Annotated in this window: 31 protein-coding genes; 13 read left to right on the forward strand and 18 right to left on the reverse strand. The window is 62.4% G+C overall.

Annotated features, from left to right (window positions below):
* The first annotated feature begins 25 nt into the window (after positions 1–25).
* From EQG66_RS00885 to EQG66_RS00900, 4 genes are read left to right on the forward strand one after another with little or no spacing between them, the layout of a single operon-like run.
* Positions 26–763, forward strand: a complete 738-nt coding sequence (locus EQG66_RS00885; protein WP_129402655.1) for a DUF5131 family protein — start codon at positions 26–28, stop codon at positions 761–763.
* On the forward strand, positions 763–1677 hold the full coding sequence (locus EQG66_RS00890; protein WP_129402656.1) for a three-Cys-motif partner protein TcmP: 915 nt from the start codon (positions 763–765) through the stop codon (positions 1675–1677). Before EQG66_RS00885 ends, EQG66_RS00890 begins: the two co-directional genes overlap by 1 nt.
* Positions 1674–2936 (forward strand): three-Cys-motif partner protein TcmP, encoded by a 1263-nt coding sequence (locus EQG66_RS00895; RefSeq protein WP_066765497.1) that lies wholly within the window; start codon positions 1674–1676, stop codon positions 2934–2936. The genes EQG66_RS00890 and EQG66_RS00895 overlap by 4 nt, the downstream gene beginning before the upstream one ends.
* Complete coding sequence (locus EQG66_RS00900) at positions 2933–3763, forward strand: integrase (RefSeq protein ID WP_129402657.1); 831 nt, start codon at positions 2933–2935, stop codon at positions 3761–3763. Before EQG66_RS00895 ends, EQG66_RS00900 begins: the two co-directional genes overlap by 4 nt.
* A gap of 41 nt (positions 3764–3804) precedes the next feature.
* Here the strand turns inward: EQG66_RS00900 and EQG66_RS00905 are convergent, their stop codons facing one another.
* From EQG66_RS00905 to EQG66_RS00935, 6 genes are all read right to left on the reverse strand, one after another.
* Positions 3805–4341, reverse strand: coding sequence for a hypothetical protein (locus tag EQG66_RS00905; RefSeq protein ID WP_245987764.1), 537 nt, complete (start codon positions 4339–4341; stop codon positions 3805–3807).
* 46 nt (positions 4342–4387) lie between these two features.
* Positions 4388–5350, reverse strand: coding sequence for a hypothetical protein (locus tag EQG66_RS00910; protein ID WP_129402658.1), 963 nt, complete (start codon positions 5348–5350; stop codon positions 4388–4390).
* A 315-nt stretch (positions 5351–5665) separates the two neighbouring features.
* A complete protein-coding gene (locus EQG66_RS00920) occupies positions 5666–6010 on the reverse strand; it encodes a DUF5983 family protein (RefSeq protein WP_129402660.1) in 345 nt (114 codons plus the stop codon).
* Positions 6011–6061: 51 nt separating this feature from the next.
* Positions 6062–7753, reverse strand: a complete 1692-nt coding sequence (locus tag EQG66_RS00925) for an ATP-binding protein (protein ID WP_129402661.1) — start codon at positions 7751–7753, stop codon at positions 6062–6064.
* A gap of 93 nt (positions 7754–7846) precedes the next feature.
* Positions 7847–8029, reverse strand: a complete 183-nt coding sequence (locus tag EQG66_RS00930) for a hypothetical protein (RefSeq protein ID WP_129402662.1) — start codon at positions 8027–8029, stop codon at positions 7847–7849.
* A 408-nt stretch (positions 8030–8437) separates the two neighbouring features.
* A complete protein-coding gene (locus tag EQG66_RS00935; protein ID WP_164975552.1) occupies positions 8438–8932 on the reverse strand; it encodes a winged helix-turn-helix transcriptional regulator in 495 nt (164 codons plus the stop codon).
* 100 nt (positions 8933–9032) lie between these two features.
* Between EQG66_RS00935 and EQG66_RS00940 the strand changes: the two genes are divergently transcribed.
* The 4 genes from EQG66_RS00940 to EQG66_RS00955 are packed head-to-tail and all read left to right on the forward strand — an operon-like array spanning position 9033 to position 10719.
* Positions 9033–9479 carry an MAPEG family protein gene (locus EQG66_RS00940; protein ID WP_129402664.1) on the forward strand — a complete coding sequence of 149 codons (447 nt, stop codon included), beginning with the start codon at positions 9033–9035 and terminating at the stop codon, positions 9477–9479.
* Entirely contained in the window at positions 9476–9784 is a 309-nt protein-coding gene (locus EQG66_RS00945) for an antibiotic biosynthesis monooxygenase (RefSeq protein ID WP_220428616.1), read from the forward strand. Before EQG66_RS00940 ends, EQG66_RS00945 begins: the two co-directional genes overlap by 4 nt.
* Before the next feature lie 40 nt (positions 9785–9824).
* A complete protein-coding gene (locus tag EQG66_RS00950) occupies positions 9825–10223 on the forward strand; it encodes a VOC family protein (RefSeq protein ID WP_129402665.1) in 399 nt (132 codons plus the stop codon).
* 22 nt (positions 10224–10245) lie between these two features.
* Complete coding sequence (locus EQG66_RS00955; RefSeq protein WP_129402666.1) at positions 10246–10719, forward strand: cupin domain-containing protein; 474 nt, start codon at positions 10246–10248, stop codon at positions 10717–10719.
* Positions 10720–10869: 150 nt separating this feature from the next.
* On the opposite strand, the gene EQG66_RS00960 is transcribed toward EQG66_RS00955, so the two are convergent.
* The 11 genes from EQG66_RS00960 to EQG66_RS01005 form a co-directional block, all read right to left on the reverse strand.
* Positions 10870–11157 carry a DUF5983 family protein gene (locus EQG66_RS00960; protein WP_129402667.1) on the reverse strand — a complete coding sequence of 96 codons (288 nt, stop codon included), beginning with the start codon at positions 11155–11157 and terminating at the stop codon, positions 10870–10872.
* 83 nt (positions 11158–11240) lie between these two features.
* A complete protein-coding gene (locus tag EQG66_RS00965) occupies positions 11241–12479 on the reverse strand; it encodes a DUF932 domain-containing protein (RefSeq protein ID WP_342775088.1) in 1239 nt (412 codons plus the stop codon).
* A 93-nt stretch (positions 12480–12572) separates the two neighbouring features.
* The gene (locus EQG66_RS00970; protein ID WP_129402668.1) at positions 12573–13274 is read right to left on the reverse strand and encodes a hypothetical protein; all 702 of its coding nucleotides are present in this window, start codon (positions 13272–13274) and stop codon (positions 12573–12575) included.
* Positions 13275–13298: 24 nt separating this feature from the next.
* The gene (locus tag EQG66_RS15685) at positions 13299–13433 is read right to left on the reverse strand and encodes a hypothetical protein (RefSeq protein WP_281273881.1); all 135 of its coding nucleotides are present in this window, start codon (positions 13431–13433) and stop codon (positions 13299–13301) included.
* Positions 13433–13588 carry a hypothetical protein gene (locus tag EQG66_RS15490; RefSeq protein ID WP_245987765.1) on the reverse strand — a complete coding sequence of 52 codons (156 nt, stop codon included), beginning with the start codon at positions 13586–13588 and terminating at the stop codon, positions 13433–13435. Before EQG66_RS15490 ends, EQG66_RS15685 begins: the two co-directional genes overlap by 1 nt.
* Positions 13589–13918: 330 nt before the next feature.
* Complete coding sequence (locus EQG66_RS00980; protein WP_129402669.1) at positions 13919–14404, reverse strand: hypothetical protein; 486 nt, start codon at positions 14402–14404, stop codon at positions 13919–13921.
* Positions 14405–14589: 185 nt separating this feature from the next.
* Positions 14590–14892 (reverse strand): hypothetical protein, encoded by a 303-nt coding sequence (locus EQG66_RS00985; protein WP_129402670.1) that lies wholly within the window; start codon positions 14890–14892, stop codon positions 14590–14592.
* Between the two features lie 151 nt (positions 14893–15043).
* Positions 15044–15301 (reverse strand): alkylphosphonate utilization protein, encoded by a 258-nt coding sequence (locus EQG66_RS00990; RefSeq protein WP_066765563.1) that lies wholly within the window; start codon positions 15299–15301, stop codon positions 15044–15046.
* A 65-nt stretch (positions 15302–15366) separates the two neighbouring features.
* Positions 15367–15996 carry a DUF1275 family protein gene (locus tag EQG66_RS00995; RefSeq protein ID WP_164975553.1) on the reverse strand — a complete coding sequence of 210 codons (630 nt, stop codon included), beginning with the start codon at positions 15994–15996 and terminating at the stop codon, positions 15367–15369.
* 64 nt (positions 15997–16060) lie between these two features.
* Positions 16061–17722 carry a SulP family inorganic anion transporter gene (locus EQG66_RS01000; protein ID WP_129402672.1) on the reverse strand — a complete coding sequence of 554 codons (1662 nt, stop codon included), beginning with the start codon at positions 17720–17722 and terminating at the stop codon, positions 16061–16063.
* The gene (locus EQG66_RS01005; protein ID WP_129402673.1) at positions 17719–18054 is read right to left on the reverse strand and encodes a helix-turn-helix domain-containing protein; all 336 of its coding nucleotides are present in this window, start codon (positions 18052–18054) and stop codon (positions 17719–17721) included. Before EQG66_RS01005 ends, EQG66_RS01000 begins: the two co-directional genes overlap by 4 nt.
* A 162-nt stretch (positions 18055–18216) precedes the next feature.
* On the opposite strand from EQG66_RS01005, the gene EQG66_RS01010 reads away from it, so the two are divergent.
* The 5 genes from EQG66_RS01010 to EQG66_RS01030 all read left to right on the forward strand — a co-directional run bounded on the left by EQG66_RS01010 (position 18217) and on the right by EQG66_RS01030 (position 21395).
* Positions 18217–18408: a hypothetical protein gene (locus EQG66_RS01010; protein ID WP_164975554.1), complete on the forward strand. Its 192-nt coding sequence runs from the start codon at positions 18217–18219 to the stop codon at positions 18406–18408.
* A 197-nt stretch (positions 18409–18605) separates the two neighbouring features.
* Positions 18606–20204 carry a phosphoenolpyruvate carboxykinase gene (locus EQG66_RS01015; protein WP_066765451.1) on the forward strand — a complete coding sequence of 533 codons (1599 nt, stop codon included), beginning with the start codon at positions 18606–18608 and terminating at the stop codon, positions 20202–20204.
* Between the two features lie 112 nt (positions 20205–20316).
* A complete protein-coding gene (locus EQG66_RS01020) occupies positions 20317–20688 on the forward strand; it encodes a DUF983 domain-containing protein (RefSeq protein ID WP_245987789.1) in 372 nt (123 codons plus the stop codon).
* Positions 20685–21158 carry a GNAT family acetyltransferase gene (locus EQG66_RS01025; protein WP_082733461.1) on the forward strand — a complete coding sequence of 158 codons (474 nt, stop codon included), beginning with the start codon at positions 20685–20687 and terminating at the stop codon, positions 21156–21158. The genes EQG66_RS01020 and EQG66_RS01025 overlap by 4 nt, the downstream gene beginning before the upstream one ends.
* A 54-nt stretch (positions 21159–21212) precedes the next feature.
* A complete protein-coding gene (locus EQG66_RS01030; RefSeq protein WP_066765449.1) occupies positions 21213–21395 on the forward strand; it encodes a hypothetical protein in 183 nt (60 codons plus the stop codon).
* A gap of 26 nt (positions 21396–21421) precedes the next feature.
* On the opposite strand, the gene EQG66_RS01035 is transcribed toward EQG66_RS01030, so the two are convergent.
* On the reverse strand, positions 21422–21817 hold the full coding sequence (locus EQG66_RS01035) for a hypothetical protein (protein ID WP_066765447.1): 396 nt from the start codon (positions 21815–21817) through the stop codon (positions 21422–21424).
* Positions 21818–21875 lie beyond the last annotated feature (58 nt).

Genomic DNA, 21875 nt, shown 5'->3' on the forward strand with positions numbered 1-21875 from the left:
TGCAGGCCTCATATTAGGCTGCGCAATGTCTGACGGAACGGCAATCGAATGGACGGATGCAACGTGGAATCCGGTTACGGGCTGCACGAAGATCACACGCGGTTGCGATAATTGCTACGCTGCCCGTTTTGCGGAGCGCTGGCGGGGAGTACCCGGCCACCCGTTCGAGAACGGCTTCGACCTGACGTTGCGGCCAGAGCGGGTGGGACAGCCGCTGCGCTGGAAGCGTCCGCGCATGATCTTCGTGAATTCCATGAGCGACCTCTTTCACAAAAAGGTGCCGCGCCATTTCATCGACAGCGTGTTCGACACCATGGAAGCGGCGCACTGGCACACGTTCCAGGTCCTGACCAAGCGCAGTTCGCCGATGCGCAATTACCTGCGCGCGCGATATGGCGAAGAGCGCGGCCCCAGCCACATCTGGTGCGGCGTGTCGGTCGAAGACACCAGCGGCGTCCCCCGGATAACCCATCTGCGCGACAGCCCCGCCGGAGTCCGGTTCCTTTCAGTCGAGCCGCTCATCGGGGCTGTCGGCGAGATGGATCTGACTGGCATCGACTGGGTCATCGCCGGCGGCGAATCCGGCCCCGGCGCCAGGCCGATTCATCTCGAATGGGTCCGCGAAGTGCGCGATCAGTGCCTCGCGCAAAATGTCGCCTTCTTCTTCAAGCAATGGGGCGGGCTGCGGCCCAAGTCCGGAGGCCGGGAGCTTGACGGTCAGGAATGGAACCAGTTCCCCGAAACGCGGTTGGAGGCGCTGTAATGCCGGACATTGCGGTTGTCGGCCCCTGGGCCCGGGAGAAGCTGGATGCCCTCGCCCGCTATCTCGACTTCTACACCAAGGTTCTCAAGAACCAGCCCTGGCGCACGATCTATGTCGATGCCTTCGCGGGCGGCGGCCAGGCGCGGATCCGCAAGGATGCCGCGCCGGCCAGCGAGGTCATCCCGCTGTTCGAGCTGGATACCGAGGCGGACGCGGACCAGGCCGAGCTGATCGACGGCTCGCCCCGGATCGCGCTCAACGTCGCCAATCCGTTCTCGCGCTATGTCTTCATCGAAAACGATCCGAAGCGATGCGCGGAACTGGAGGCGGTCAGGCGAGAGTTCGAGGGATCCCGTGAAATCGATATCCTTCCCATGGGCGCTGCCGAAGGCATCGAGTGGGTAGCGGCCAAGCCGATCTCCCGATCGAGCCATCGCGGCGTCGCTTTCCTCGATCCCTTCGGCGCGCATCTGGAATGGGCCAGCGTCCAGAAACTTGCAGATACCGGCATTTTCGAGGTGGTTGTCAATTTCGCGCTGAGCATGGCGATCCAGCGGATGTTGCCCAATTCGGGCGAAATCCCAGACGCCTGGGCGAAGACGCTGGATGCCTATTTCGGATCGCGTGCATGGTTTGACGAGGTGTACCGCGAACGCAGTCGCGGCCTTTTCAACAGCGGGGGCTACGAGAAGCGCGAGGATTATGCCGAGCGTCTGCTGCAGCTCTACCGGGCACGGCTCAAATCCGCGTTCGGTCACGTTTCCACCCCGCGGCTGATCCGCAATTCGAAAGGCGCGCCGCTCTATTATCTGCTCTGGGCGGGGCCGCATTCCAAAGGGCTGCAGGGCGCCGACTATATCCTGAGCATGGGCGAGAATCTCGGCCCCAAGCGACGAAAGTCCGCCGCTTCGTGACGAGGAAGCACTACGACTGGCGCCTTGGCGAAGCGCTGCCGATCCTCGGCGACCACAGTGTCGCCAAGCACGAGATCTTCGAGCAGTATCTCGGCATCTACGTCGAACGGCTGACGCGCACGTTCAGCCAGACGATGTTGAACCTGACGATAGTCGACGGGTTTTGCGGCGGCGGCCTCTATCGGCACCGCGGCGGCGATGCCGAGGGCTCCCCCTTGCGGTTGCTCCGCGCGGTCGAGGAGGCAGACAAGACCCTCAATGCCGCGCGGATCAAGGGATTTGAGGTTCGCGCCGATTTCGTTTTCGTCGACGAGAATGCCGATCACATCGCCTTCCTGCGCGATCTCCTGATCAAGCGTGGCTATGGCTCGCGCCTCGGCACGGACATCTTCCTGCAGTGTTCGACCTTCGAGGAGGCATGCCCGGACATTGTCGCGCGGATACGGGCCAAGGGAACCGCGCAGCGCTCGTTGTTCTTCCTCGACCAGTATGGCTGGAGTGATGTCCGTTTCACGACGATCCGGTCGATCCTGAACGAGATCAAGAACCCAGAAATCCTGCTGACTTTCGCCGTCGATGCGCTGATCGACTTCCTGACCGAAAAGCGCGCGGAATCGGAAGCCCTGCTCGGCCTCGACCTTCAGCGGGAAGATGTCCGTGCGCTTCTCGAACTCAAGAATGGGGACGGCTGGCGATTTCTGATCCAGAACGGGCTCTACCGCCATGTCCAGTCCCGCACGGGCGCTCTGTTCTATACGCCCTTCTTCATCCACTCTGTGGAGAGCCATCGGTCTTATTGGCTCCTCCACCTTTCGGGCCACCGCCAGGCGCGGGACGAAATGGGCAAGCTCCATTGGCGGATCAATAACCACTTCCAGCATCATGGTGGCGCGGGGTTCCATGCCCTCGGGTTCAATCCGGCGAAGGATCTGCGGCAGGATCTGATGCAGTTCATGTTCGATGACGACGCGCGTGCCAGGTCCGAGGCGGCCGTGATCGATCAACTGCCGCGCATGATCCATGCGGCTAATCAGGGCGACCTGGGTGGACTCGTGGTTGAGCAGCTCTTCGCCGGCAACTGCAACGACACGCCCGTCACCTCCGAAATCCTGTCCAGCCAGTTGCGGCTGCTGCGCGACGAAGGCGAACTCATGATCGTCTCCAACGAGGGCAAGGAGAAGCCGCGGGCCAAAACCATCGCCTGGGACGATCGGCTGATCCTGCCCCGTCAGCGCAGCATGTTCAGCAGGCTGGGATGACCATGTCGGACTCTTCGGCGATCACTGGCAACGAGGTTGAAGACGACGTCCGGCTATATCGCGCCTATCGGGAGGCCCGTGCCGGACTGCCGCTGATCGGACGCTTCATGCCCTATCGTTGGTACGAATTGCCGGACAAATTGAACGCGGTCTGGATGCCCTACGCGCAGATGCTGGATGAGTTCTCGACCGAGCTGGCGAATACACTTAACGATCTCACCAACCATGTGCAGCGCCTCAAAGCCTGGGCCATTGTCATCGAAAGGATGGATGACGATGCGAAGATGGCGGCCACCCATGAATTCATAGACATTCTGGCGACCAACGCAGTGAACCTGCCCTACGCGATCAAGTCGCGCTTGGCCTTTACTGCGGCTCATCTGTGCCACCAAGCCAATATGACCCGCGATTTTGCGTCATGGCAGGACGATCTGCCGCTCGATGTCGAGATCGATCTGAACACGAGCGGCATTTACGGCCGGGGTTGGGGCAAGACATACAATCGCTTCAAGCGGGCGGTCGAAGCGATTGGCGCCAAAGCGTTTCGGGATGCGACGGGGGATTTTCGCAACGCCTATAATCACCGGTTTTCGCCGCGTTTTGTCATCGGCATGACCGGCATGGTCACGCGCAACAGGAATGAGAAAACCGGCGGGTTCTACTATGGGTTCGGCGGCCGGGAGCCGCTGGCCTTGGCGGATATTATCGGCCTCCTCACTACCGAATGCCAGCATTGCTACACGGCGTTCGAGGCGCTGCAATCACTGGTCGAGGAGCAGATCGGCGCGATCAGGGAATTCGATGCAGCAGCAAATTCGTCCGGGTAGGCCCACTCTCAAGGCATCTATTGCCACCGGCGAATACCGGATTAGGCATGCCCCATGATCTCGGGCAGCGCTGCCAACCGCACGGGGCGATGCGATCCCAGATCGCCGAGCAAGCGGCCTTCGGCATCCGCAAGATCATCGACCGTCTCGAAGACCTCGCTGGTATAGGTACGCCGGGCAAAATAGTCGCCCCGCCTCGGCACCATGGCCGCATAGTCGGCGGGCCAGCGGCATATCAGCAGCCAGGGCCAGCCCGGTGCGGACGGTGCATAGCGCGCAATGACGATGTCGCCGCCGTGCAGTGCAGACGGACGGCGATCCAGCAAGTCCGGGACAATCAACTCCGGGCGATCCCGATCAAGGAAAGCCTCCATTTCAGCATATTCGGCATCGGTCTCGATGATGACTGGATAATAGCGCCCAAGTGGCAGACTGGGTGACGCAAAGACCGGCGGAATATCGATCAGCAGCACATCGGGCATTGTGGCAAGCGGCCGTGCATAGAGGCATCGTCTTGCGGCAAGATGATCGGCGAGGCGCATGACGATGCTGTCACGCTGGGCTGCGCGCCCGGTCAAGGCAAAATGAGGCAGGAATGGCCCGATTACCAGCAGGGAGCATGGGTCAGGCGGCGAGACGATCGGCTGCCGAATTGAAGCGGTCGAGCCAAGTGCGCAACGGCTCCCGTTCAACCAGCGGCACCGAGGCCGCGGCGTCCAGAAATGCGATCAGATCGGCGGGGGCATGCGCGACGATGTCGTCGATTTCGCCGAACGGGAGCAACCGCTCGGTCCGGATGAATTCGGTCATCGAGCCGGGACGGGCCTCACGCCCGCGCATGCCCTTTGTGCCCTTGCGCCATAGCCCCTCGACGGTACGAAGCCGGGGAGCCGCGCGCGCTTCCATCAATATGATGAGGCGCAGGTAGCCGCGCGGAAGCGCGCGAACCTCATTGGGCTTCATGCCGGTACAGAAGAAGCAGGAACTCTTGGCAGGCTGCGGAAGTCCAGCCCATTCGATCCGGCGGATACAGTCGTCGCGCGTCCAACCCCATTCGCGCAAGGGGAAGCGATAGTCGAACAGGTCGCTGACATGACCGTCCTGATGCGCATACCGCTGATTGTCGCGCGGCGAGCAGTCATAACCGATCAGGCGGACGACCTTTTGCCCGCGCTTCCAGGCCTGCCTGACGGGCTCCCACGCCTTGACCCAGCGATCCTGCGGTTCGACCTTCCATTTCAAGCTGCAGCTCGACCTGGAAAAAGCGATCGACGGCAGGGTGCCGTTGGTCAGGCAGTTTTCGAGAAGATCCGCATAAGGCGGCCAATGCTTGAAGCGCCGCGGTTCATAACGAACCACGGCGTACGGAACCCGATGGGTATCCATCCACGCCTGAAATATCGGAATGAAGGACAGGGTTTGCGGCTTTTCCGGCATCTGGGCAATCAGTACCATGTCCGGGGTTTCGCCGCGCTCGACGAGTTCGATGATCATCGCGGTGGAATCGACGCCGGCACCCCAGGCGGCAATGACCGGCGGGTGCGAAAGCACGGCGCGTAAACGCGCATTCTGTTGAGGGCGTGCCATGGGCCACTCCGAAACAGGATTGAGGAGGTCGTCGACTGAGCCGGGTCAATGCGGCCCAGTCAGATTTCGGACCAGGACGGGGCGATCAGGCAACCCGCGCGAGAAGGCGCTCCGGCGACTCGGGCCAGCGGCTGGTCGCGCGAAACGGTTGGACCGGATCGCCCGTACTGACGATGAATTGATCTCGGCCGCTGCTTCGTCGCCGTTGGACTGCAACCCTGTAGGCATTCTCGAACGTCGAGAGGTGTCTGAGCCGGGGTGACAAGGCCGACGGCAGATATCGGTCAGTCATGGTGATACTCCCGTTGACGAGGGCTATGGCAAGGATCGGGAGGTCGGCCGCGCGCCAAATATCGGCAGGCCTTGCGTCGGCGGCTCATCCCGGTCGAACAACAACCACGCTGCGCCCGCCAGGGCAGCCGCGCGCAGGATCGCCCAGAATTCGGGCGAGATGCTGTCGGGTCGCTCGGCCTCGTCCTCGCAAACCCCGGTATGGACGAAAAAACCGAACTGGTAGGGCTCGATTATCAGATCGAGATGCTCGACGATGAGGCGTCCTCCGACATTGCGGGGCGCAGCGAGGATCAGCCTTTCGATGGCTTCGCGCTCCGCCTCGGGCAGATGCACCGTGGAGTAGATATGCAGCGAGGTCCGGCGCATGGCAGGGTTCCTTCCATTGGCAATGGGGTGGTAGATAGCTTGCCCCGCTCGTCAGGCAGACATGACCGCATCTTCGCCCGGCACATAGGAGAGGGTCATTTGGCCGCGTTCGGCGAGGATCGTCACGCGGCGCCCTTCGGGAACAAGCCAGCTCACCTCGTCGAGGAGAACATCGCGGATACGCTCGAGGATCGCGGTCTCTTCCCCGAGCAGCAGTTCATTGGCGACATGGCGTGCGCGCTTCTCGAAATAGCTGTGCTGGGTGTCCCAGCTGTCGTCTCCGCTATCGTCGCCCGGCGTGAAGCACGCATCCTCGATCAGCGAAGCCAGTTCATGCGGCGTAATGACGCTGTCCTGCGTCAGCAGGATCACCGTCTGATCGAGATCGCTGTACCAGCCATCATCCGGTGCGATCAGAACGTCGGCCGTAAAGCTATGGCGATTATCGTCCCCGGTCGCGCTTGCTGACGGCTTGACCGCAACGTCGAGGGTGATGCGGGTGACCCGGCCCGATTCAATGCCGGGAGGAGGGCTCTCGCCGCCGCGATAGACATAGATGCCGGCATCGCTCTCAACGTTGAACGAGATATCCGAGACACGCGGCAGCGCGTCATACCATCCATAGCCTTCGAACCCGGCGACTTCGCGAACGAGAGTCCCGCCAAGCGGCAGCCCCTCGCACAGGATACGGCCCGCACATTGTTCGATAGGAGGCTCCTCGCATGGAACCAGTATCATGGCAGTACCGGCGACAGGATCACCGAGTAAAGTGCCGTCGGCATCGGCAGTGCGCGGCAACCAGCCCGATAACCAGGGCGCAGCTTCGGGGAGGATCACGCCCAAGGCATGGGCGCGCTGCCATTGCTCATGGGCAAGGCGATGGCTGCCGCTGATGGCGATAGCTCTGTAGATCGCCGCTTCGGCGGCTTCGCGCAGTTCGTCGAGGGCAGCATTCTGTACCATCTCCTTGCGGGCGGGCAGAACGAGCTGCAACGCAGGGGCGTCCATGATATCGACCCGGACATACCAGCACCCGTCACCGTCGACCTCGCTTACGCTGGGCAACGGACACGACACGGTAAGCCCGTGAAAATTGATCGAGACTTCGGTTGGCGAACGGTAGTTCCGCCCCCGGAAGATACCGATCCGGCAGCCGTTCCACGGCTCGACCCGGCGTGCCTCGGCAAGAAAGTCCCGCTGCGCACATCGTTCTCCCTGGAAGTGGACGGGAAGCGGATAAAATGTGGCCGCCGTGGCCGCGGCAGCAGGCAGGGCGCTGGCCCAGGCCGCAGGCATATCGATCAGAATCTCGGTGCCGCGCGCAATGGAACAGGGCTCGATTGCCAGCGGAACCCCGCTCTCCCAGGCATCGGGAGCAACGGTCACGCACCAGCCCTTGCCTGCCGCTGGCGAGAAGGAGCGGATTTCGACGCGGTGACCGGCAAGACTGAACACGCCCATGCCGGCGGGATCCTCGCGGTGCACGATCGCGTTGTCCCAACCGGAATCGCCGAGCGTCACAAGCTTGGCTGGATCGTCGATGCCGCTGCCGTCGTCGCGGATGACAAGAATCTGCCGGTCAGCCAGCTCGAAACTGTCGATATCGACGCGCGTCGCACCGGCCCGGCGGCAATTCTGCAGCATCTCGCTCAAAACGTCGGCGACGCTGTTATTGTACAGCCTCGTAATTTTTCCGAGGATGGACTGGCCAACGGCAGTCTGGATGGTGGCGGGAAGGGACATGAGCGCACTCCGGATGGGGCGGTAGGACTATTCCCCTCGCCTCATCCGATCTTCCCGCCTCCCCTTTTTCGCGCAGGCACCAGACCGCCGCCTTCATGCCGCATGCGCGTCGATAAGGCCGGCGAACCTCCGGCGCACTGAAACCGCATCGGGAAAGCGGTTGTCGAGGCCGTGGCGGCGCAATATCCCAGCCCGTGCAACTGCAACAACCTGCGCCTCGACCAGGGTCGGCAGCCGTGGCGGCTTGCGCTTCACAAAGCGCAGGCCGGGCGACATTACCGCCTCGATCGCACGGCGCTATGCGGCATCGCGTTTGGCCTGCACTATCTCCCGGTGCAGCGACGGCGTGAGCAGGCGCGGCCAGCGCCCAGGCTGGAACGAGAAGCTCGAAGCCGCCTCCATGCCGGCCAAATGACGATAGAGATCGCGATTGTCGGCGGCATCGGAGGCAGCGGCAAGATCGTGCGCGGATGCGAGAACGCAAAAGGCGCAGGCAACCGAATCGCTGATCGCGATGGCCCGCGAGCTTGCCGAGGTCTGGCGAAGGAAGGCCTCGCTGTCAGGGCGCGTGTCGCCGAAATTGCTGCCGAACGGTTGGAACAGGAGGGATCGCTGGCGGCGTGGACATGGCGTAGGTGCTCGGGCTTCAGCATTCGTAACTGCGGTGAAACCTGCATTCCAGCGCTACTCAGCTCCTTCCATGGGAAACGGGGCCCAATCCTCGAACCGGGCGGCCAGGTCATCTCCTGGAACGACGCGCCCCTCCGTATCGACAAAGGCGACGCGTATCTCCGATCCGTCCGACTTGCGTATGATGGTCATTGGCGGCGTCCTGCCCTGACCGACCCACTGGTCCGACCACTGGCGCATCGCCAGAAAAGGTAGCCTCAGCGCCTCGCCCATTTCGGTGAGGAGATATTCCTTTCGCGGTCGGCTCCCGTCCGCCTTGTAGTCCTGCTGGACCATCAGCCCCGAGGCGACGAGGCGCTTGAGGCGATCGGCAAGGACGGTCCGCGGTATGCCGATCTCGGTGTGGAAATCATCATAGCGACGCACACCAAAGAGGGCGCTGCGCAGGATGAGCAAGGACCAGCGATCCCCTAGGAAATCGAAGCTTGCTGCGAGCGTGCAGCGGCTGATGTGGATCGGGGACTGACGTCGAAACGGGGGTGTGGGCATGCGTTGGAGAATATCTGGGTTGCAAAAGCAAATCCAGCGTCTATATCTAAGTATGTAAAATGGACTCAGAATAGGTTGATAAGCGAGGAGGCGCGCAGCGATGAGGGACACGAATCTGGCCATTATCTGGCCAACAGTGGCGATGGCTGCAGTGATATTCTCGGTCTGGTCGGTGCTTCTGCGGCAGCGCTTCGCCCATATTGCCGCCAACCGGCCGACGGCTGCCGACTTCGCTAGCGCGGAAGCCGTTGGGCACTATTTTCGCCCCGTCGAACGGCCCGCGCAGAACCTGGCCAACCTGTTCGAAATGCCCGTGCTCTATTTTGCTCTGGTGCCCCTGCTGATCGTGACGGGCAACGCGTCGGGCATACAGGTTGCGCTGGCCTGGGTCTTTGTCGCCCTTCGGCTGGTGCATAGCATCATCCACATCGGCCCCAATACGATCAGGACCCGTGCTCGCGTCTATATTGCCTCGAGCGTCGCGTTGTTCGCCATGTGGCTGGGCTTCGTCGTGGATATCCTAGCCCACACTGGAGTCCGGATGTGACCACCCCTTTGGAAGGCGTAGATGGATTCCATGTCCTCATCATCCATGAGGTCGAGGACTACGAGAGGTGGAAGGCGATCTTCGATGATGCCGCGACGATCCGGCGGGAGGCGGGCGAGATAGCCTATCAGCTTCTGGCCTATGACACGGATGCAAGGCGCGTCGTCCACTTTTCTCGCTGGACCTCGCTGGACGCGGCGCGCGCTTTCTTCGAATCCCCGAGGTTGGTCGAGATCCGGCGTGTCGCGGGCGTTTGCGCGCCGGAATTCCTCTATCTCAACGAAATCGAAGCAAAAATCCTCTGACGCGCGTGAACGTGTCAAACTCTCTTCAAGGAGTGCAGCGATGATTTCCCATGTCTTTGTCGGCGCGAATGACCTTGATCGGGCGAGCGACTTCTATGCCCCGATCATGGGTGAACTGGGGTGGCGCCGTCGGCATTCCGAAGCCCCCTCGCATCTGGTGATCTGGAACCCGGCGGAGTCGACCCGCCCGCTTTTCGTACTTGGTCCGCCTTTCGACGGGCAAGCGGCCGATCCGGGCAACGGCGGCATGGTGGCCCTGCTGGCGCCTGATCGCGCCACGGTCGACCACACCTACGCGATCGCAATAGCAGCCGGCGCAACGAGCGAGGGCGCCCCGGGTTTACGACCACAGTATCACGCCCATTACTACGGTGCCTATTTCCGGGATCTCGACGGCAACAAGATATGCATTGTCTGTCATCAGGCCGACAATTCTTGACGATCACGCGGAGGCAAATCGCATGACCACTTCTCCCCCGGTGCCACGCCGCGCCATGGACATCGCGCCACGCGCGAAGCCCTCCAACTACCCGCCGCAGTTTGCCGCGCGCGTATCTGGTCGGGTCAAGCGCCAGCTTGGCGATGCCTTTGGCCTGTCGCGCTTTGGGGTGAACCTCACCGTGCTGCCGCCGGGCGCGCAATCCGCCCTGCTGCATCGGCATACAGAGCAGGAAGAGTTTATCTACATCCTCTCCGGTCGCCCCACTTTGCGCACCGACGCAGGCGAGGTTCCGCTGGCACCGGGGATGTGCATAGGGTTCCCGGCGGGAGGCATGGCCCATCATCTGGTCAATCTTACCGGGGAGGACGTCCACTATCTAGAAGTGGGCGACCGGAGTGCCACCGACCAGGGCGAATATCCCGAGGATGACCTGGCCGCCGCATGGTCCGAGGGCGGCTGGCGCTTCAACCACAAGGATGGAACCCCATGGTGAGGGAAGTCCCACGAACCGCACGGCTCCCTGCGCGATGGTCGCTCAACCATAGCGCATAATGGCTAGCGACCGTAAAATTCTGATCCGCATGAGCCTTGCCAGCGGCGACAGCCTGGCCCGCGCTGCCAAGACCCATGCCCCCGCGCGGCGCTACCAGGGAAATATGGTCAGGTCGGTGATTTCGCCGGCATCGCAGTCGAACAGCAGATAATCGCAGGCCTGCTCGCGCCCGAGTCGCATGGCGGCCAGCACCTCCTCGGGGATCAGCTGACGATCAGATTCCTCGGGCTCACGGGTGGGAATGAACCAGCCATAATGCGTCGAGGCGACGGCAAGCGGGCGGCTGGACGGCTCGAGCACAGCCCAGGCGTCGAGCAGGTCGGCGGTCTTCATGCAGATATGGACAGTGCTGAGCACGAGATAGCGCCCGAATTCCATGGACGTCTCCTTGTTGAAAAAAGGAAAGCACCATGCCGGTGTGCCGCCACCAAAGGTGTGACACCGGCATGGTGCCGGTCCACTCAGCTCACCCGTTCGAGCAGCTTGCGCGCCTTGCCTTCCAGCTCCAGCCTCGTGTCCTGATTGGTCTTGGTCCGGGCATGGGCGGTAATTCCCTGCACGAAATCATAGAGGCTTTCCGGCGGGTGGCCTTCTTCGACCAACACGGCGGTGATGATCTTCGAGGTCTCCGCCTTGGAGAAACCGCGTTTCCGCAGGAAGTCCTCGCGGTCATCGTCCTTGCGGGCGACGATCCGCTCGCGGGCTTGCTTGATCCCATGGATGAAGCTCTGCGGCGAGGAGTCGGCAAAATGTTCGAGCGCGGGCGCGGCTTCGTGCGCGAAGCGGTTTGCCGCGAATTTCGAGTGACGGATGTTGATTTCCTCGAAATTCTCGACGCCCCAGAGGTTTCGATTCATACACACCGCGCGCAGGTAAAATGTTGCTATTCCCAGCGACTTGGAACCGACTTCTGAGTTCCAACAGTAAAAGCCGCGGAAGTAGAGATCGGGTTCGCCATTGGGGAGCTTGCCCGCCTCGATCGGATGGGTGTCATCGACGAGGAACAAAAACACGTCACGGTCCGAGGCATAAAGGGTGGTCGTCTCCAGGCTGACATCAACATGCGGGTTGTAGACCATGCTACCCCAGTCCAACACGCCGGGAACCTTCCAGCGGGTGTCTCCGACGCCGTCCCCGGCGATCCGCATGACGGCACTCACGAGTTCGTGATCCCAGATACGACCGTAATCCGGACCGGTCACGGCGCGCAGTTCGGTGCGGCTGTCATCGGTCTGGAGCAGTTTGACCTGCTCGCCGCGATGGGAAAGGAGGCCGTGTTGCATATTGATGCCAGCGAGCGCAGCGGGCAGCGTGCGCAGATAGGATGCGGGCGCGCCGACCAAGCTGGCGAGCTGGCCGAATGACCAGTTGGTGGGCGCGATCGGCCGATCGTCGTCGGGCACGATCAGCGACAGGCGTTCGGGATTGTCGCTGCGCGCCTCGACCCGCACTGCCTTGCTTTCAACGATGCGGGTGGTGGCGCGGTCGGCGCGCCTGCGGACGCTGTCGTGCAGTTCGGTGAGCGAAAGGAAACGTTCGTCGTCGGGCCGGGAGAACCATTCGGACGAGACCCGGCTGACATTGCGGCCACGGGAGATATCGACCCGGTAGCCGGTGTTGACTGGGCGGTCGCTAGAGAAGCCGGCAGGCGCCGGATGGTCGAGGACATCGCGGTCGATTATACGGGCAAGACTGGCCATGAAGCTGCTCCTGGGAACTGAGGTGGAAGAGCCGGTGCATCGCCGCATCCGCGCTCACCCTCTCCCACCCCCCTCCCTCCAGCGCTGCGGTCCTCAGGCTGCGATAGGTTGCCATTCATAGAGCAAATGAGCGTCTGGCTCGTGCTCGTTGCCGACGGCGATCCGCACCAGGCGTCCGTCGCAGGCAAAGTTGGCGGCGCGCGGAAAGTCGCAATAGCTGCGCCCCTCGAACACGAAATCCTTCGAGCGAATCTGGATGACCCTGCGGGCCGTACCCAGTGCCCGATGCTTGTAGGGCGCGTGCAGCAGGGTCAGGCTGTCACCAGGTTTCAGGCGCTTTTTGAAGCTCGCCAGGGATACCAGATCGTCGACGGGATTGGCCTTGCCGCGCCGGGCTGCAAGCGCTCCCCAATAGGCCTGCCGAATGGCGACTTCCGAGTAAAATGAGCAGTTCCAGTAGTCCTGCAGGGGATTGGTGCGACAGAAGCCGAAGCGCTCGATCTGGTCGCGCACCCTGACGATGAAGGCTTCTTGCGCTTCCCGTGTGGACAAATCGTCCGGCGCGTCGAGGACTTCGGCAGAGATCTTGCGACCGCCGGAAAAACGCTCGCTACGAATAGTGAAGCGGATTTCGGGGAACTGGCTGACAAGGTGCTTTTCGATCCGGCGACACAGGGTCGGCAAATCGTCGGCCGGGCGATAGAGATCGCCCTGATAGTGAAAATTACCCCGCTCGTCGTGCGCGGTCTCGCTGTAGAGGCGCGCGGGTGCGCCCACGGGCAAAGCCTGTGTCATGATGTTTTCCTTGTTTTGAGAGATTCAGTCGAGCCGCGCGGCGACCCAGGCCCAGTAGCCAAGCCTTGTGTCGCTGGCCGCAACCTCGGCCTGCCAATCGGCAACGGGATGATCGGGATGCTCGCCCCACGGATCACCCAGGGAGAGGTCGGCGTCCATCAGACGATCCCGCCCTCGATCGCGCGGGAAAGCGCCTCGCCGGTCGTCTCGATCTCGATCCGATCGGCAAAGACCGCGCACCAACCGCCGGAAAATTCGCCGATCCGGGCACGTGAGCAGCTACAGGCCCACTCGAAGCCGATCGGGGCCTGCACTGGCAGCAATGCTGGATGAGGTGTGCGAGGGCATCGGGCTGGAAGTCGGTCGTGCTATAGAGATGAACCGTGCTGACCTCCGGCCGGTCAAGCGTGTTGCCACCCTCGAACTCGACCCCGAAGTTCGGAAAATCCGGATCGGGAAAGATGGCGAGGAATCCGCTCCAGGGGGCGTCCGGTGTTACCGGCGGGAAGGCCGCGATAAACTCAGGTGACGGCGCGCTCTGACCATTCCTGTCCTGCAGATCGCAACTCGCCTGGAAGGCTTCTTCGATCAGCGCCATTTCCGCATGGTTGCAGGTGAACGCAAAGCTGCCCTGCGTATGGTAGTCAGCCATGGCAGGCCTCGCATCCCGGGGCGGAAGCCTCCCCGCCCTCTATGATCGAGAACGGCGGCGGCGAAAACTCCGCCGAAGCGAACCAGTCTTCGACCGCCTCAAGCGAGCCAAGATTACGATAACCGAACCGCGTCAAAACGACCTCGTCATACTCGGTCGTGTCGAACTGAACGGTGGGCATCTCGCCGGTATAGATGACCCGCTCGGGTCCGAAGGCACCGGCACAGCTTGCCGAAGAGCGCACGAACGGCAGCCGGTGTTGTTCGCAGAAGCTCTCGGCCTCCTGGAAAATGCCGCCGGGCAATTCGTAGGCAAAGGCTTCCAAGGTCTTGCCGTCGCGGATGGACATGTCGTCCACGGCCTCGCCCTCCCCGTCGGCGCGGCCACCATCCGCCGCGATCGCGGCGATGAGACCCGGAATGCAGCCCCGAGCGATGGCGCCGCCGATCATGATGGATGCACTGGCTCGATCAGCCATAGTCGATCTCCTTGAAAAAGTGGGCGACCACCTGCCGCTATCGCCCACCCCGGCCCTTGTCTCGACTGCCCAATATTTAGGCAGCCATCGTGGTCGCCGGTTCTGGGAACCTGGCCTGAGGGGGGCGGAATGGAATTGAGAAGCGCGGTCGCCGGTTGAGCGATGTTTGCCGTTTCCGGCGCGGGTCAGCGTTCGGCGGCGGCCGCACCGATAAGGTGGCGCAGCTTGGACCAGGCAAGATCCTCGCCCGCGCGAAGGCCGCGATTGAGACCCTGGCCATAGAGCCGATAGGCGGCGGCGGTAACTTCGGGCGTGGCGGACGCCGGGAACAAGGTGACGAACTGGCCCTCGTCATCGAGCAGTTCGAACACAACGGCGCCGGACGACAATTTGGTCATCGCGATACGCGCCGGGCTGTTCAGCGCCTCGAGGTCGGCGTTAAAGCTCTCGACAAAGAGCGGGTCAAGAATGGGATCGTGCTGCGTCATGAGGGTCTCCAGGGATCGCACCCGATCGTCCGGGCGCACTCTCCCTTCCCCACTTCCTCCATGACATTTCGGCCAACGTCGGCCGCGCAAACCCCGGCCGACAGACAGACTGTCCGCCGGGCTGCAGATTCAGGTCTGGTAGTTCAGAAGTTCAGCGTTTCCGGACGAATTCGGCGCGCAGTACCAGGCCCTTGATGCCGTCATATCTACAATCGATTTCCTGGGGGTCGCCGGTGAGCCGGATCGACTTGATGAGGGTGCCGCGCCGCAGCGTCTGCCCCGCGCCCTTGACCTCGAGATCCTTGATCAATGTGACCTGATCTCCATCGGCCAGCACGTTGCCCACGGCATCGCGCACCTCGACCCGTTCGGCCTCGGCGCGGCGCGTAGCCAGTTCGGCCGCCGGCATCCATTCGCCGGATTCGTCGTCATAGACATAGTCTTCGTCGTTCACTTGGCTCTCCAGATTGTGCGTTACGCTCTGCGACTGCCTGCGCGATCCGCGGCAAGGGCAATCGGGATAAGAATTGCGGCGGCAACCGTTCCCAGGCCGAGGCTGGCGCTCGCAAGGACAAAGTGGCTCAGCACTGCTACGATGGCACCGCCGAGGAACGTAAGGCCAAACCACAACGGCGTGGACAGATTCGCCGCTTTACGCCCAAGGCACAGATCGGCCAGTCCTTCACCGAGCCGGACCAGTTGATGCGTTGCCGACATGGCTTGGGCGACAAGGTCATCGGAACCATCGAGCGCGCAGTGCGCCATGCCAATGGCGGCGGAGAGGAAGAGGCCCGGCCAATAGGCAATTCCCCGCAAGACCAAACCGAAGGCAATGGCGAGCAAGCAAGCCACGATCGCGATGATTGCGGCCCGGCGGTTCTGGCCGCTGCGGTGAACGATGCGCGTTCCCGCCATGGCGCCGGACACTACGCCAATGACCAGCAGGCCAATCAGGGCGGCCCTGCCCCAACCACTTCCCAGGTTCACTGCGAACATCGTGGCAAAGGTTTCTGGCGAGGCGACGAAAATCCCGCCGAGAAGGATAAATCCGGTCGCGTCAATAAATCCCGCCAGAAAGGCCAGACCGAGAGCGAGCCTGAACATGCGGCGATCCGCGACCCGACCCACATGGAGGCGTAAATGCCTCGATTTTGGCGATCCGGCCATGTCAGGCTTCTCCAACGACCTTTGCTGCGGCGGCAATCGCTTTGGCATAGTCCGGAGCATAGGTGAGCTTGCCCGAGGATCTGCCAAGACGCGCGCGCTTAAGCATGCTGAATGGCTGCGGCCTGACACCCGACAGGATGACCCGAGCGCCGGCAATACGGGCCTGCTCGACGAACTTTTCGAGCGCCTGCACCCCGCTGGTATCGAGCAGCGGCACGAGGCGCATGCGCAAGATGATGGCCTTGGGCGGCTCACCGACCCGGCGCAGCGTGTCGAGGAGCTCTCCGGCCACGCCGAAGAAGAACGGCCCGTTGATCCGGAAGACCTCGACGCCGGGTGGCAGCGCATCGCGCTGGTGCATGTCCTCGGCGTCGAGTTCGGGATCGTTCGTCACGCCCGCATCGACCTCGACCGCCTCGGCCATGCGCGCCATGAACAGCAAGGAGGCGAGCGTGACCCCAACCCCGATCGCAACTGTCAGGTCGACCAGCACTGTTAGGCCGAAGGTCAGCAGCAGCACGGCCCGATCGGTGCCCGGCATCCGCAGCAGCGCCAGGAAACGTTCGTATTCGCTCATTCCCCAGGCGACCATGAACAGGATCGCGGCAAGCGCGGCCATCGGCACATAAGCCATGAGATCGGTGGCGAAGAGAACGAAGATCAGCAGGAAGGCCGCATGCATCATGCCCGCAATCGGTGTCCTGGCGCCGGATCGAATATTGGTCGCGGTACGGGCAATGGCGCCGGTCGCCGGCAGGCCGCCAAACAGCGCGGATGCGACATTGGCGATGCCTTGTCCGATCAGCTCCTGATTGGACCGATGGCGCGTTCCTGCCATGCCATCGGCCACAACGGCGGAGAGCAGCGCTTCGATTCCGGCGAGGAAAGCAATGGTGAAGGCCGAGGGCAGAACCTCGTTCACCTTGGCGAGGGAAAATGCTGGAAGCGATGGCATCGGCAGTCCGGCAGGGAGATGCGGGAAGCGCGAACCGATGGTATCGACCGGCAGCTTCAAGAGCGCCACGACGACGGAACTCACGACCACCGCGATGAGGAAGCCAGGCAGTTTCGGCGCGTAACGGCGAAGCCCGACAATGATAGCTAACGCCCCCGTCCCGACAGCAACCGTCGTCCACTGGATGGTCGAAATGGCGCCGAAATAGGCCTGCCATTTGGGGAGGAAATCCGCAGGCACCGAATTGATCGCCAGCCCGAGAAAGTCCTTCACCTGGCTCGAGGCGATGATCACCGCGATCCCGGCGGTAAAGCCGGTGACCACCGGATGCGGGATATATTTGATCATCTGCCCGAGGCGGGCGGCCCCGGCCACGATCAGGATTGCACCGGCAAGCAATGTTGCGATCAGCAACCCGTCATAGCCATGCTGGGCAATGACGTTGAAGACGACGACGACGAAGGCGCCCGTGGGCCCGCCCACTTGCACCCGCGATCCGCCAAGCGCCGAGATCAGGAAACCGGCGACAACGGCGGTCACCAGCCCCTTGTCGGGCGATGCGCCGCTCGCAATGCCAAGCGCCATGGCGAGCGGCAGGGCAACGATGGCGACAGTCAGTCCGGCAATGGCGTCGGCGCGGAACGTCGTCGCCGAATAGCCTTCGCGCAGTGCCGTGATGAGCTTGGGCGTATAGGACGTCGTCGTCACCGCTCGGCGTCCTCGGAGGCTGCCTGCTCGATGGGAGCCTTGTCGTAGAGCATCGACGGCACAGGATTGCGCGATCGGCTGCTGGCAGTTTCACGCAGCCGCACGCCGCGTCCCACGCCGGTGCTCGGCGCATTTTCGCCAAGCAGTTCGATGCCAGCGCTCTCGAACGCGGTGATCACCTTGACCAGCGTGTCGACCACGCCGCGCACCTGCCCATCGGAGGATTCCATCCGCTGGATCGTGGGCAGCGACAGCCCCGCCAGTTCGGCCAGCTGGCGCTGGTCCAGCCCAAGAAGGGCACGCGCGGCCCGCATCTGCTGCGAAGTGATCATGCGAACTCCATGATGTTTAATACATCAAATAGCAGTCTTATCAAATCAGAAGGCTATTTGTATATATGACTTATGCCATCCGCTGAATCAGGTACTGTGGGGAGCGATCCCGCTGTCGGCGAAGCGCATTCGCGCTTGCCCGTCAGCAGGGTGACGGCCCAATTGAGCCCGATTTCGCAGGCTCTGCAGAACTTCCGGGTCGTGCTGACACTCCACGAGGCCGATGGTTCGCTTTACGAAGCCGCACTTACCCCGATTGAAGCTTCGATCCTGGTTTCTGAAATTGCCAACGCCCTGGCGGAAGGCGACCGGCAGATCGTCGCTTCGACCAGAGGTTCAGGCGATGAGCGATGACGATCGCAACACGAACGAGCGGCAGCGATATCGGCCGCGCCGAAAACGCCGAGACGAGACGGCTCCATCCCCGGCGCCCATGCTCGCACCCGAGAAGCCGCACCGCCGCAAGCTTTCGCTCAGGTTCGGGTCGTCCCCGGACGATCGTGAAAGCTGATCTGTTTCAATTCAAATTCCGACGTTGAGAGGACAATGCCATGATGCTCACCCCGAGCTTTCCCGAAATCGCTGTCAAATCGGGCGGTGCCCTGCATCGCAACCTCAACACGCCCCAACTCGTCGAAATAGCACTGCGCCGCAGTGAAGGCCGCATGTCCGAGCATGGCGCTCTGGTAGTCGAGACAGGCAAGCACACGGGCCGCTCCGCCCAGGACAAGTTCATCGTCAGGGACGCCGAGACCGAAACGGCGGTCTGGTGGGGCGCGACCAACAAACCGATGAGCGGCGAAGCCTTCGCCAACCTGCGCGAGGATTTCTTCAAGCATCTCGCCTCGCTCGACACGGTGTTCGTGCAGGATCTGTTTGGCGGCTCGCAGGCGGAATATCGCGTCGGGGTGCGGGTGGTCACCGAACTCGCCTGGCACTCCGCTTTCGTGCGCACCATGCTCGTTCGTCCCAGCACCGACGAGCTGGCGGCCTTCGGCGCTGACTATATGATCATCGACCTGCCAAGCTTCCGCGCCGATCCCGAGCGTCACGGCTGCCGTTCGGAGACGGTCGTCGCAGTCGATTTCACGCAGCGCCTGATCCTGATCGGCGGCACCGGCTATGCCGGCGAGATGAAGAAGGCCGTTTTTTCGGTTCTCAATTACGTCCTGCCCGAAAAAGGCGTCATGCCGATGCACTGCTCGGCCAACATAGGCCCTGACGGCGATACCGCGATCTTCTTCGGGCTTTCGGGAACCGGCAAGACCACGCTCTCGGCCGATGCCTCGCGCACGCTGATCGGTGACGACGAACATGGCTGGTCGGATACCGCCGTCTTCAATTTCGAAGGCGGTTGTTATGCCAAGATGATCCGACTCTCGGCCGAGGCCGAGCCGGAAATCCATGCCACCACGCAGCGCTTCGGGACAATACTCGAAAATGTCGTGATGGATCCGGAAACCCGCGCGCTCGATCTCGACGACGCCTCGCTCGCCGAGAATAGCCGCGGCGCCTATCCGATCCACTTCATCCCCAACGCTTCGGGCGAAAACATGGGGCCGGTCCCCAAGAACATCATCATGCTGACAGCCGACGCCTTCGGCGTGCTACCCCCGATCGCCAGGCTCACACCCGAACAGGCGATGTATCACTTCCTATCGGGCTACACGGCGCGCGTGGCCGGTACGGAGATTGGCGTGACCGAGCCCGAGGCGACCTTCTCGACCTGCTTCGGCGCACCCTTCATGCCGCGTCACCCCAGCGTCTACGGCAATCTGCTGCGTGAGCGCATCGCGAGCGGCGGAGTCGATTGCTGGCTGGTCAATACCGGCTGGACTGGCGGTCAGTATGGCACGGGCTCACGCATGCCGATCAAGGTGACGCGGGCATTGCTGAACGCCGCCTTGTCCGGAACGCTCAAGAAATCCGACTTCCGCACCGATCCGAATTTCGGCTTTGAAGTCCCCGTCGCGGTGAACGGCGTCGACAGGGGGATACTCGATCCTCGCTCCACCTGGGTCGACCGCGATGCATATGACCTGACCGCGCGTTCCCTCGCCGACCGCTTCCGGCGCAATTTCATGCAGTTTGCCGCGCATGTCGATGATGCCATCCGGGCCGCAGCCCCGCCCGGCATGCTCGATGCCTGATTTCATGGTGACGCCCTTCGACCGGATACCGGTCAGTCCCGATCCGATACCCGCGCATGAGGCTGGCGACCTGACGGGGAGCCCTGTGCTCCCCGCCTCAGGTTGGAAGGCCATGTTGCGCGGCCTGTGCGGTCGATGCCCGCGGTGCAACGAAGCGAAACTGTTTCTCCGCTTCCTCAAACCCATCCAGTCCTGCCCGCATTGCGGACAGGACTGGATGCATCACCAGGCGGACGATTTTCCTGCCTATGTCTCGATCTTCCTGACCGGCCATTTGATGGCGCCGCTGATCATCGCTTTGCTTCGGGATGCGCAACTGTCCGTGCCCGCACTGATGATGATCATTCTGCCGTTGGCGATGATCCTGATGATCGGGTTGCTCCAGCCCGCCAAGGGCGCGATCATCGCCCTACAGTGGTGGTTCGGCATGCACGGGTTCCGCAAAGAACGGCCCGACATGACGCAGAGTGAGGCGGATACGTGATCGAATTTCGTCCGCTTGTCTCGTCCGACATCGGTGAGGCTGTGAAGCTTTGGGAGGCGTGCGAGCTAACCCGGCCATGGAACGATCCGGTCGCGGATGCCGAGCGTGCGCTCGGTGGACCGTGTTCGACCATCATCGGAGCTTTCGCGGCCGGGCATCTGATCGGAACCGCCATGACCGGATGGGATGGCCATCGCGGGTGGATCTACTACCTCGGGGTCGACAAGGATTTCCGGCGCTGGGGCATCGGGCGCAAGCTGATCCTGCATTGCGAGGAATGGCTCGGGCAGTTCGGTGCGCCCAAGATCCAGCTGATGGTGCGGAGCGAGAACGACGCCGCTGCACGCTTCTACGAGGCCATCGGCTACGAAGAGGACAGCTTTCGCCTATTCTACCGCAGACTTGGCCGATCACGGTCGCAAAGCATCCGACCGGCGGTGATACGGGGCACCAAATCGGGTAAGTCCTGACCTGTCCCAAGCCCCGCCGTCGCACCTCCAGAGAACGCCCCACAGGTCATTGCCATGCTTTCATCCAGTTCTCCTCGGCTCACGCCGCGCAACAGCGAATTCTATCTGCAGCGCCTCAAGGAATGCCTGGCAGAAGCCGAGGAAACCTCCCTGCCCCAGGTACGGGAACGCTGTTTGCGCGCCGCAGCGGCCTGGCAGGAAATGTACGAGAAAGCTTCGACGTTCGACAGACGCTGAGCTTGATTGCCATGCCGCCACACCGCTCAGTAGGCGGCCGGAATCGGAAAGGCCTTGCGCAGCATGATCCGGGTAGACAGCAGTGCCGTCTCGAACGTGCGGCCCATGGCACCGGTGTTCCCGAAGGAGTCCCGGCTCTGCTTCGTGCCTGTGAGGAGATCGAGCAGCAGATCCTCGTCCTGGGAAGCGCCCCCGCCGCGGCCCACGCGCATTGGGCGGCGCAAGACGACCTCATAGAGGTGCATCAGGCTATCGAGCACCGGCGCCATGATGTCGAAACCTTCGAACGCGAGCTCGCTGAACAAGTGAGGCTGGACTGCGAGCCCCGTATCGCGGGCCTCGCGCCAGCGCCGGGCGGAGGACAGAATGAGACCCAGAACGGAGATCGCGCCATGTTCAATGGGCGCTGATAGAGTGGTCATCGGGCGCTCTCCGGGCGACTCATCCACTATTGCGAATGGCTCGCAATTATTGCCAAGT

The sequence above is a fragment of the Sphingobium fluviale genome, assembly GCF_004122115.1.
GTDB lineage: Bacteria > Pseudomonadota > Alphaproteobacteria > Sphingomonadales > Sphingomonadaceae > Sphingobium > Sphingobium fluviale.

Excerpts from the sequence above, each read along its gene's own strand:
- EQG66_RS15685 (WP_281273881.1), bottom strand. The coding sequence starts at position 13,433 with ATGGACGCCGACCTCTCCCTGGGTGATCCGTGGGGCGAGCATCCCGAT.
- EQG66_RS00990 (WP_066765563.1), bottom strand. The coding sequence starts at position 15,301 with ATGCCGGCGGCCGAACTGGCTACGCGCCGCGCCGAGGCCGAACGGGTC.
- EQG66_RS00930 (WP_129402662.1), bottom strand. The coding sequence starts at position 8,029 with ATGTCGCCCGGCCTGCGCTTTGTGAAGCGCAAGCCGCCACGGCTGCCG.
- EQG66_RS01005 (WP_129402673.1), bottom strand. The coding sequence starts at position 18,054 with ATGATCACTTCGCAGCAGATGCGGGCCGCGCGTGCCCTTCTTGGGCTG.
- EQG66_RS01015 (WP_066765451.1), top strand. The coding sequence starts at position 18,606 with ATGATGCTCACCCCGAGCTTTCCCGAAATCGCTGTCAAATCGGGCGGT.
- EQG66_RS00955 (WP_129402666.1), top strand. The coding sequence starts at position 10,246 with ATGACCACTTCTCCCCCGGTGCCACGCCGCGCCATGGACATCGCGCCA.
- EQG66_RS00885 (WP_129402655.1), top strand. The coding sequence starts at position 26 with ATGTCTGACGGAACGGCAATCGAATGGACGGATGCAACGTGGAATCCG.
- EQG66_RS00980 (WP_129402669.1), bottom strand. The coding sequence starts at position 14,404 with ATGGCTGATCGAGCCAGTGCATCCATCATGATCGGCGGCGCCATCGCT.
- EQG66_RS01030 (WP_066765449.1), top strand. The coding sequence starts at position 21,213 with ATGCTTTCATCCAGTTCTCCTCGGCTCACGCCGCGCAACAGCGAATTC.
- EQG66_RS00985 (WP_129402670.1), bottom strand. The coding sequence starts at position 14,892 with ATGACGCAGCACGATCCCATTCTTGACCCGCTCTTTGTCGAGAGCTTT.
- EQG66_RS00935 (WP_164975552.1), bottom strand. The coding sequence starts at position 8,932 with ATGCCCACACCCCCGTTTCGACGTCAGTCCCCGATCCACATCAGCCGC.
- EQG66_RS00910 (WP_129402658.1), bottom strand. The coding sequence starts at position 5,350 with ATGGCACGCCCTCAACAGAATGCGCGTTTACGCGCCGTGCTTTCGCAC.
- EQG66_RS01020 (WP_245987789.1), top strand. The coding sequence starts at position 20,317 with ATGTTGCGCGGCCTGTGCGGTCGATGCCCGCGGTGCAACGAAGCGAAA.
- EQG66_RS00965 (WP_342775088.1), bottom strand. The coding sequence starts at position 12,479 with ATGGCCAGTCTTGCCCGTATAATCGACCGCGATGTCCTCGACCATCCG.
- EQG66_RS00950 (WP_129402665.1), top strand. The coding sequence starts at position 9,825 with ATGATTTCCCATGTCTTTGTCGGCGCGAATGACCTTGATCGGGCGAGC.
- EQG66_RS00890 (WP_129402656.1), top strand. The coding sequence starts at position 763 with ATGCCGGACATTGCGGTTGTCGGCCCCTGGGCCCGGGAGAAGCTGGAT.
- EQG66_RS00960 (WP_129402667.1), bottom strand. The coding sequence starts at position 11,157 with ATGGAATTCGGGCGCTATCTCGTGCTCAGCACTGTCCATATCTGCATG.
- EQG66_RS00940 (WP_129402664.1), top strand. The coding sequence starts at position 9,033 with ATGAGGGACACGAATCTGGCCATTATCTGGCCAACAGTGGCGATGGCT.
- EQG66_RS00995 (WP_164975553.1), bottom strand. The coding sequence starts at position 15,996 with ATGTTCAGGCTCGCTCTCGGTCTGGCCTTTCTGGCGGGATTTATTGAC.
- EQG66_RS01035 (WP_066765447.1), bottom strand. The coding sequence starts at position 21,817 with ATGACCACTCTATCAGCGCCCATTGAACATGGCGCGATCTCCGTTCTG.
- EQG66_RS00900 (WP_129402657.1), top strand. The coding sequence starts at position 2,933 with ATGACCATGTCGGACTCTTCGGCGATCACTGGCAACGAGGTTGAAGAC.
- EQG66_RS00920 (WP_129402660.1), bottom strand. The coding sequence starts at position 6,010 with ATGCGCCGGACCTCGCTGCATATCTACTCCACGGTGCATCTGCCCGAG.
- EQG66_RS00925 (WP_129402661.1), bottom strand. The coding sequence starts at position 7,753 with ATGTCCCTTCCCGCCACCATCCAGACTGCCGTTGGCCAGTCCATCCTC.
- EQG66_RS00970 (WP_129402668.1), bottom strand. The coding sequence starts at position 13,274 with ATGACACAGGCTTTGCCCGTGGGCGCACCCGCGCGCCTCTACAGCGAG.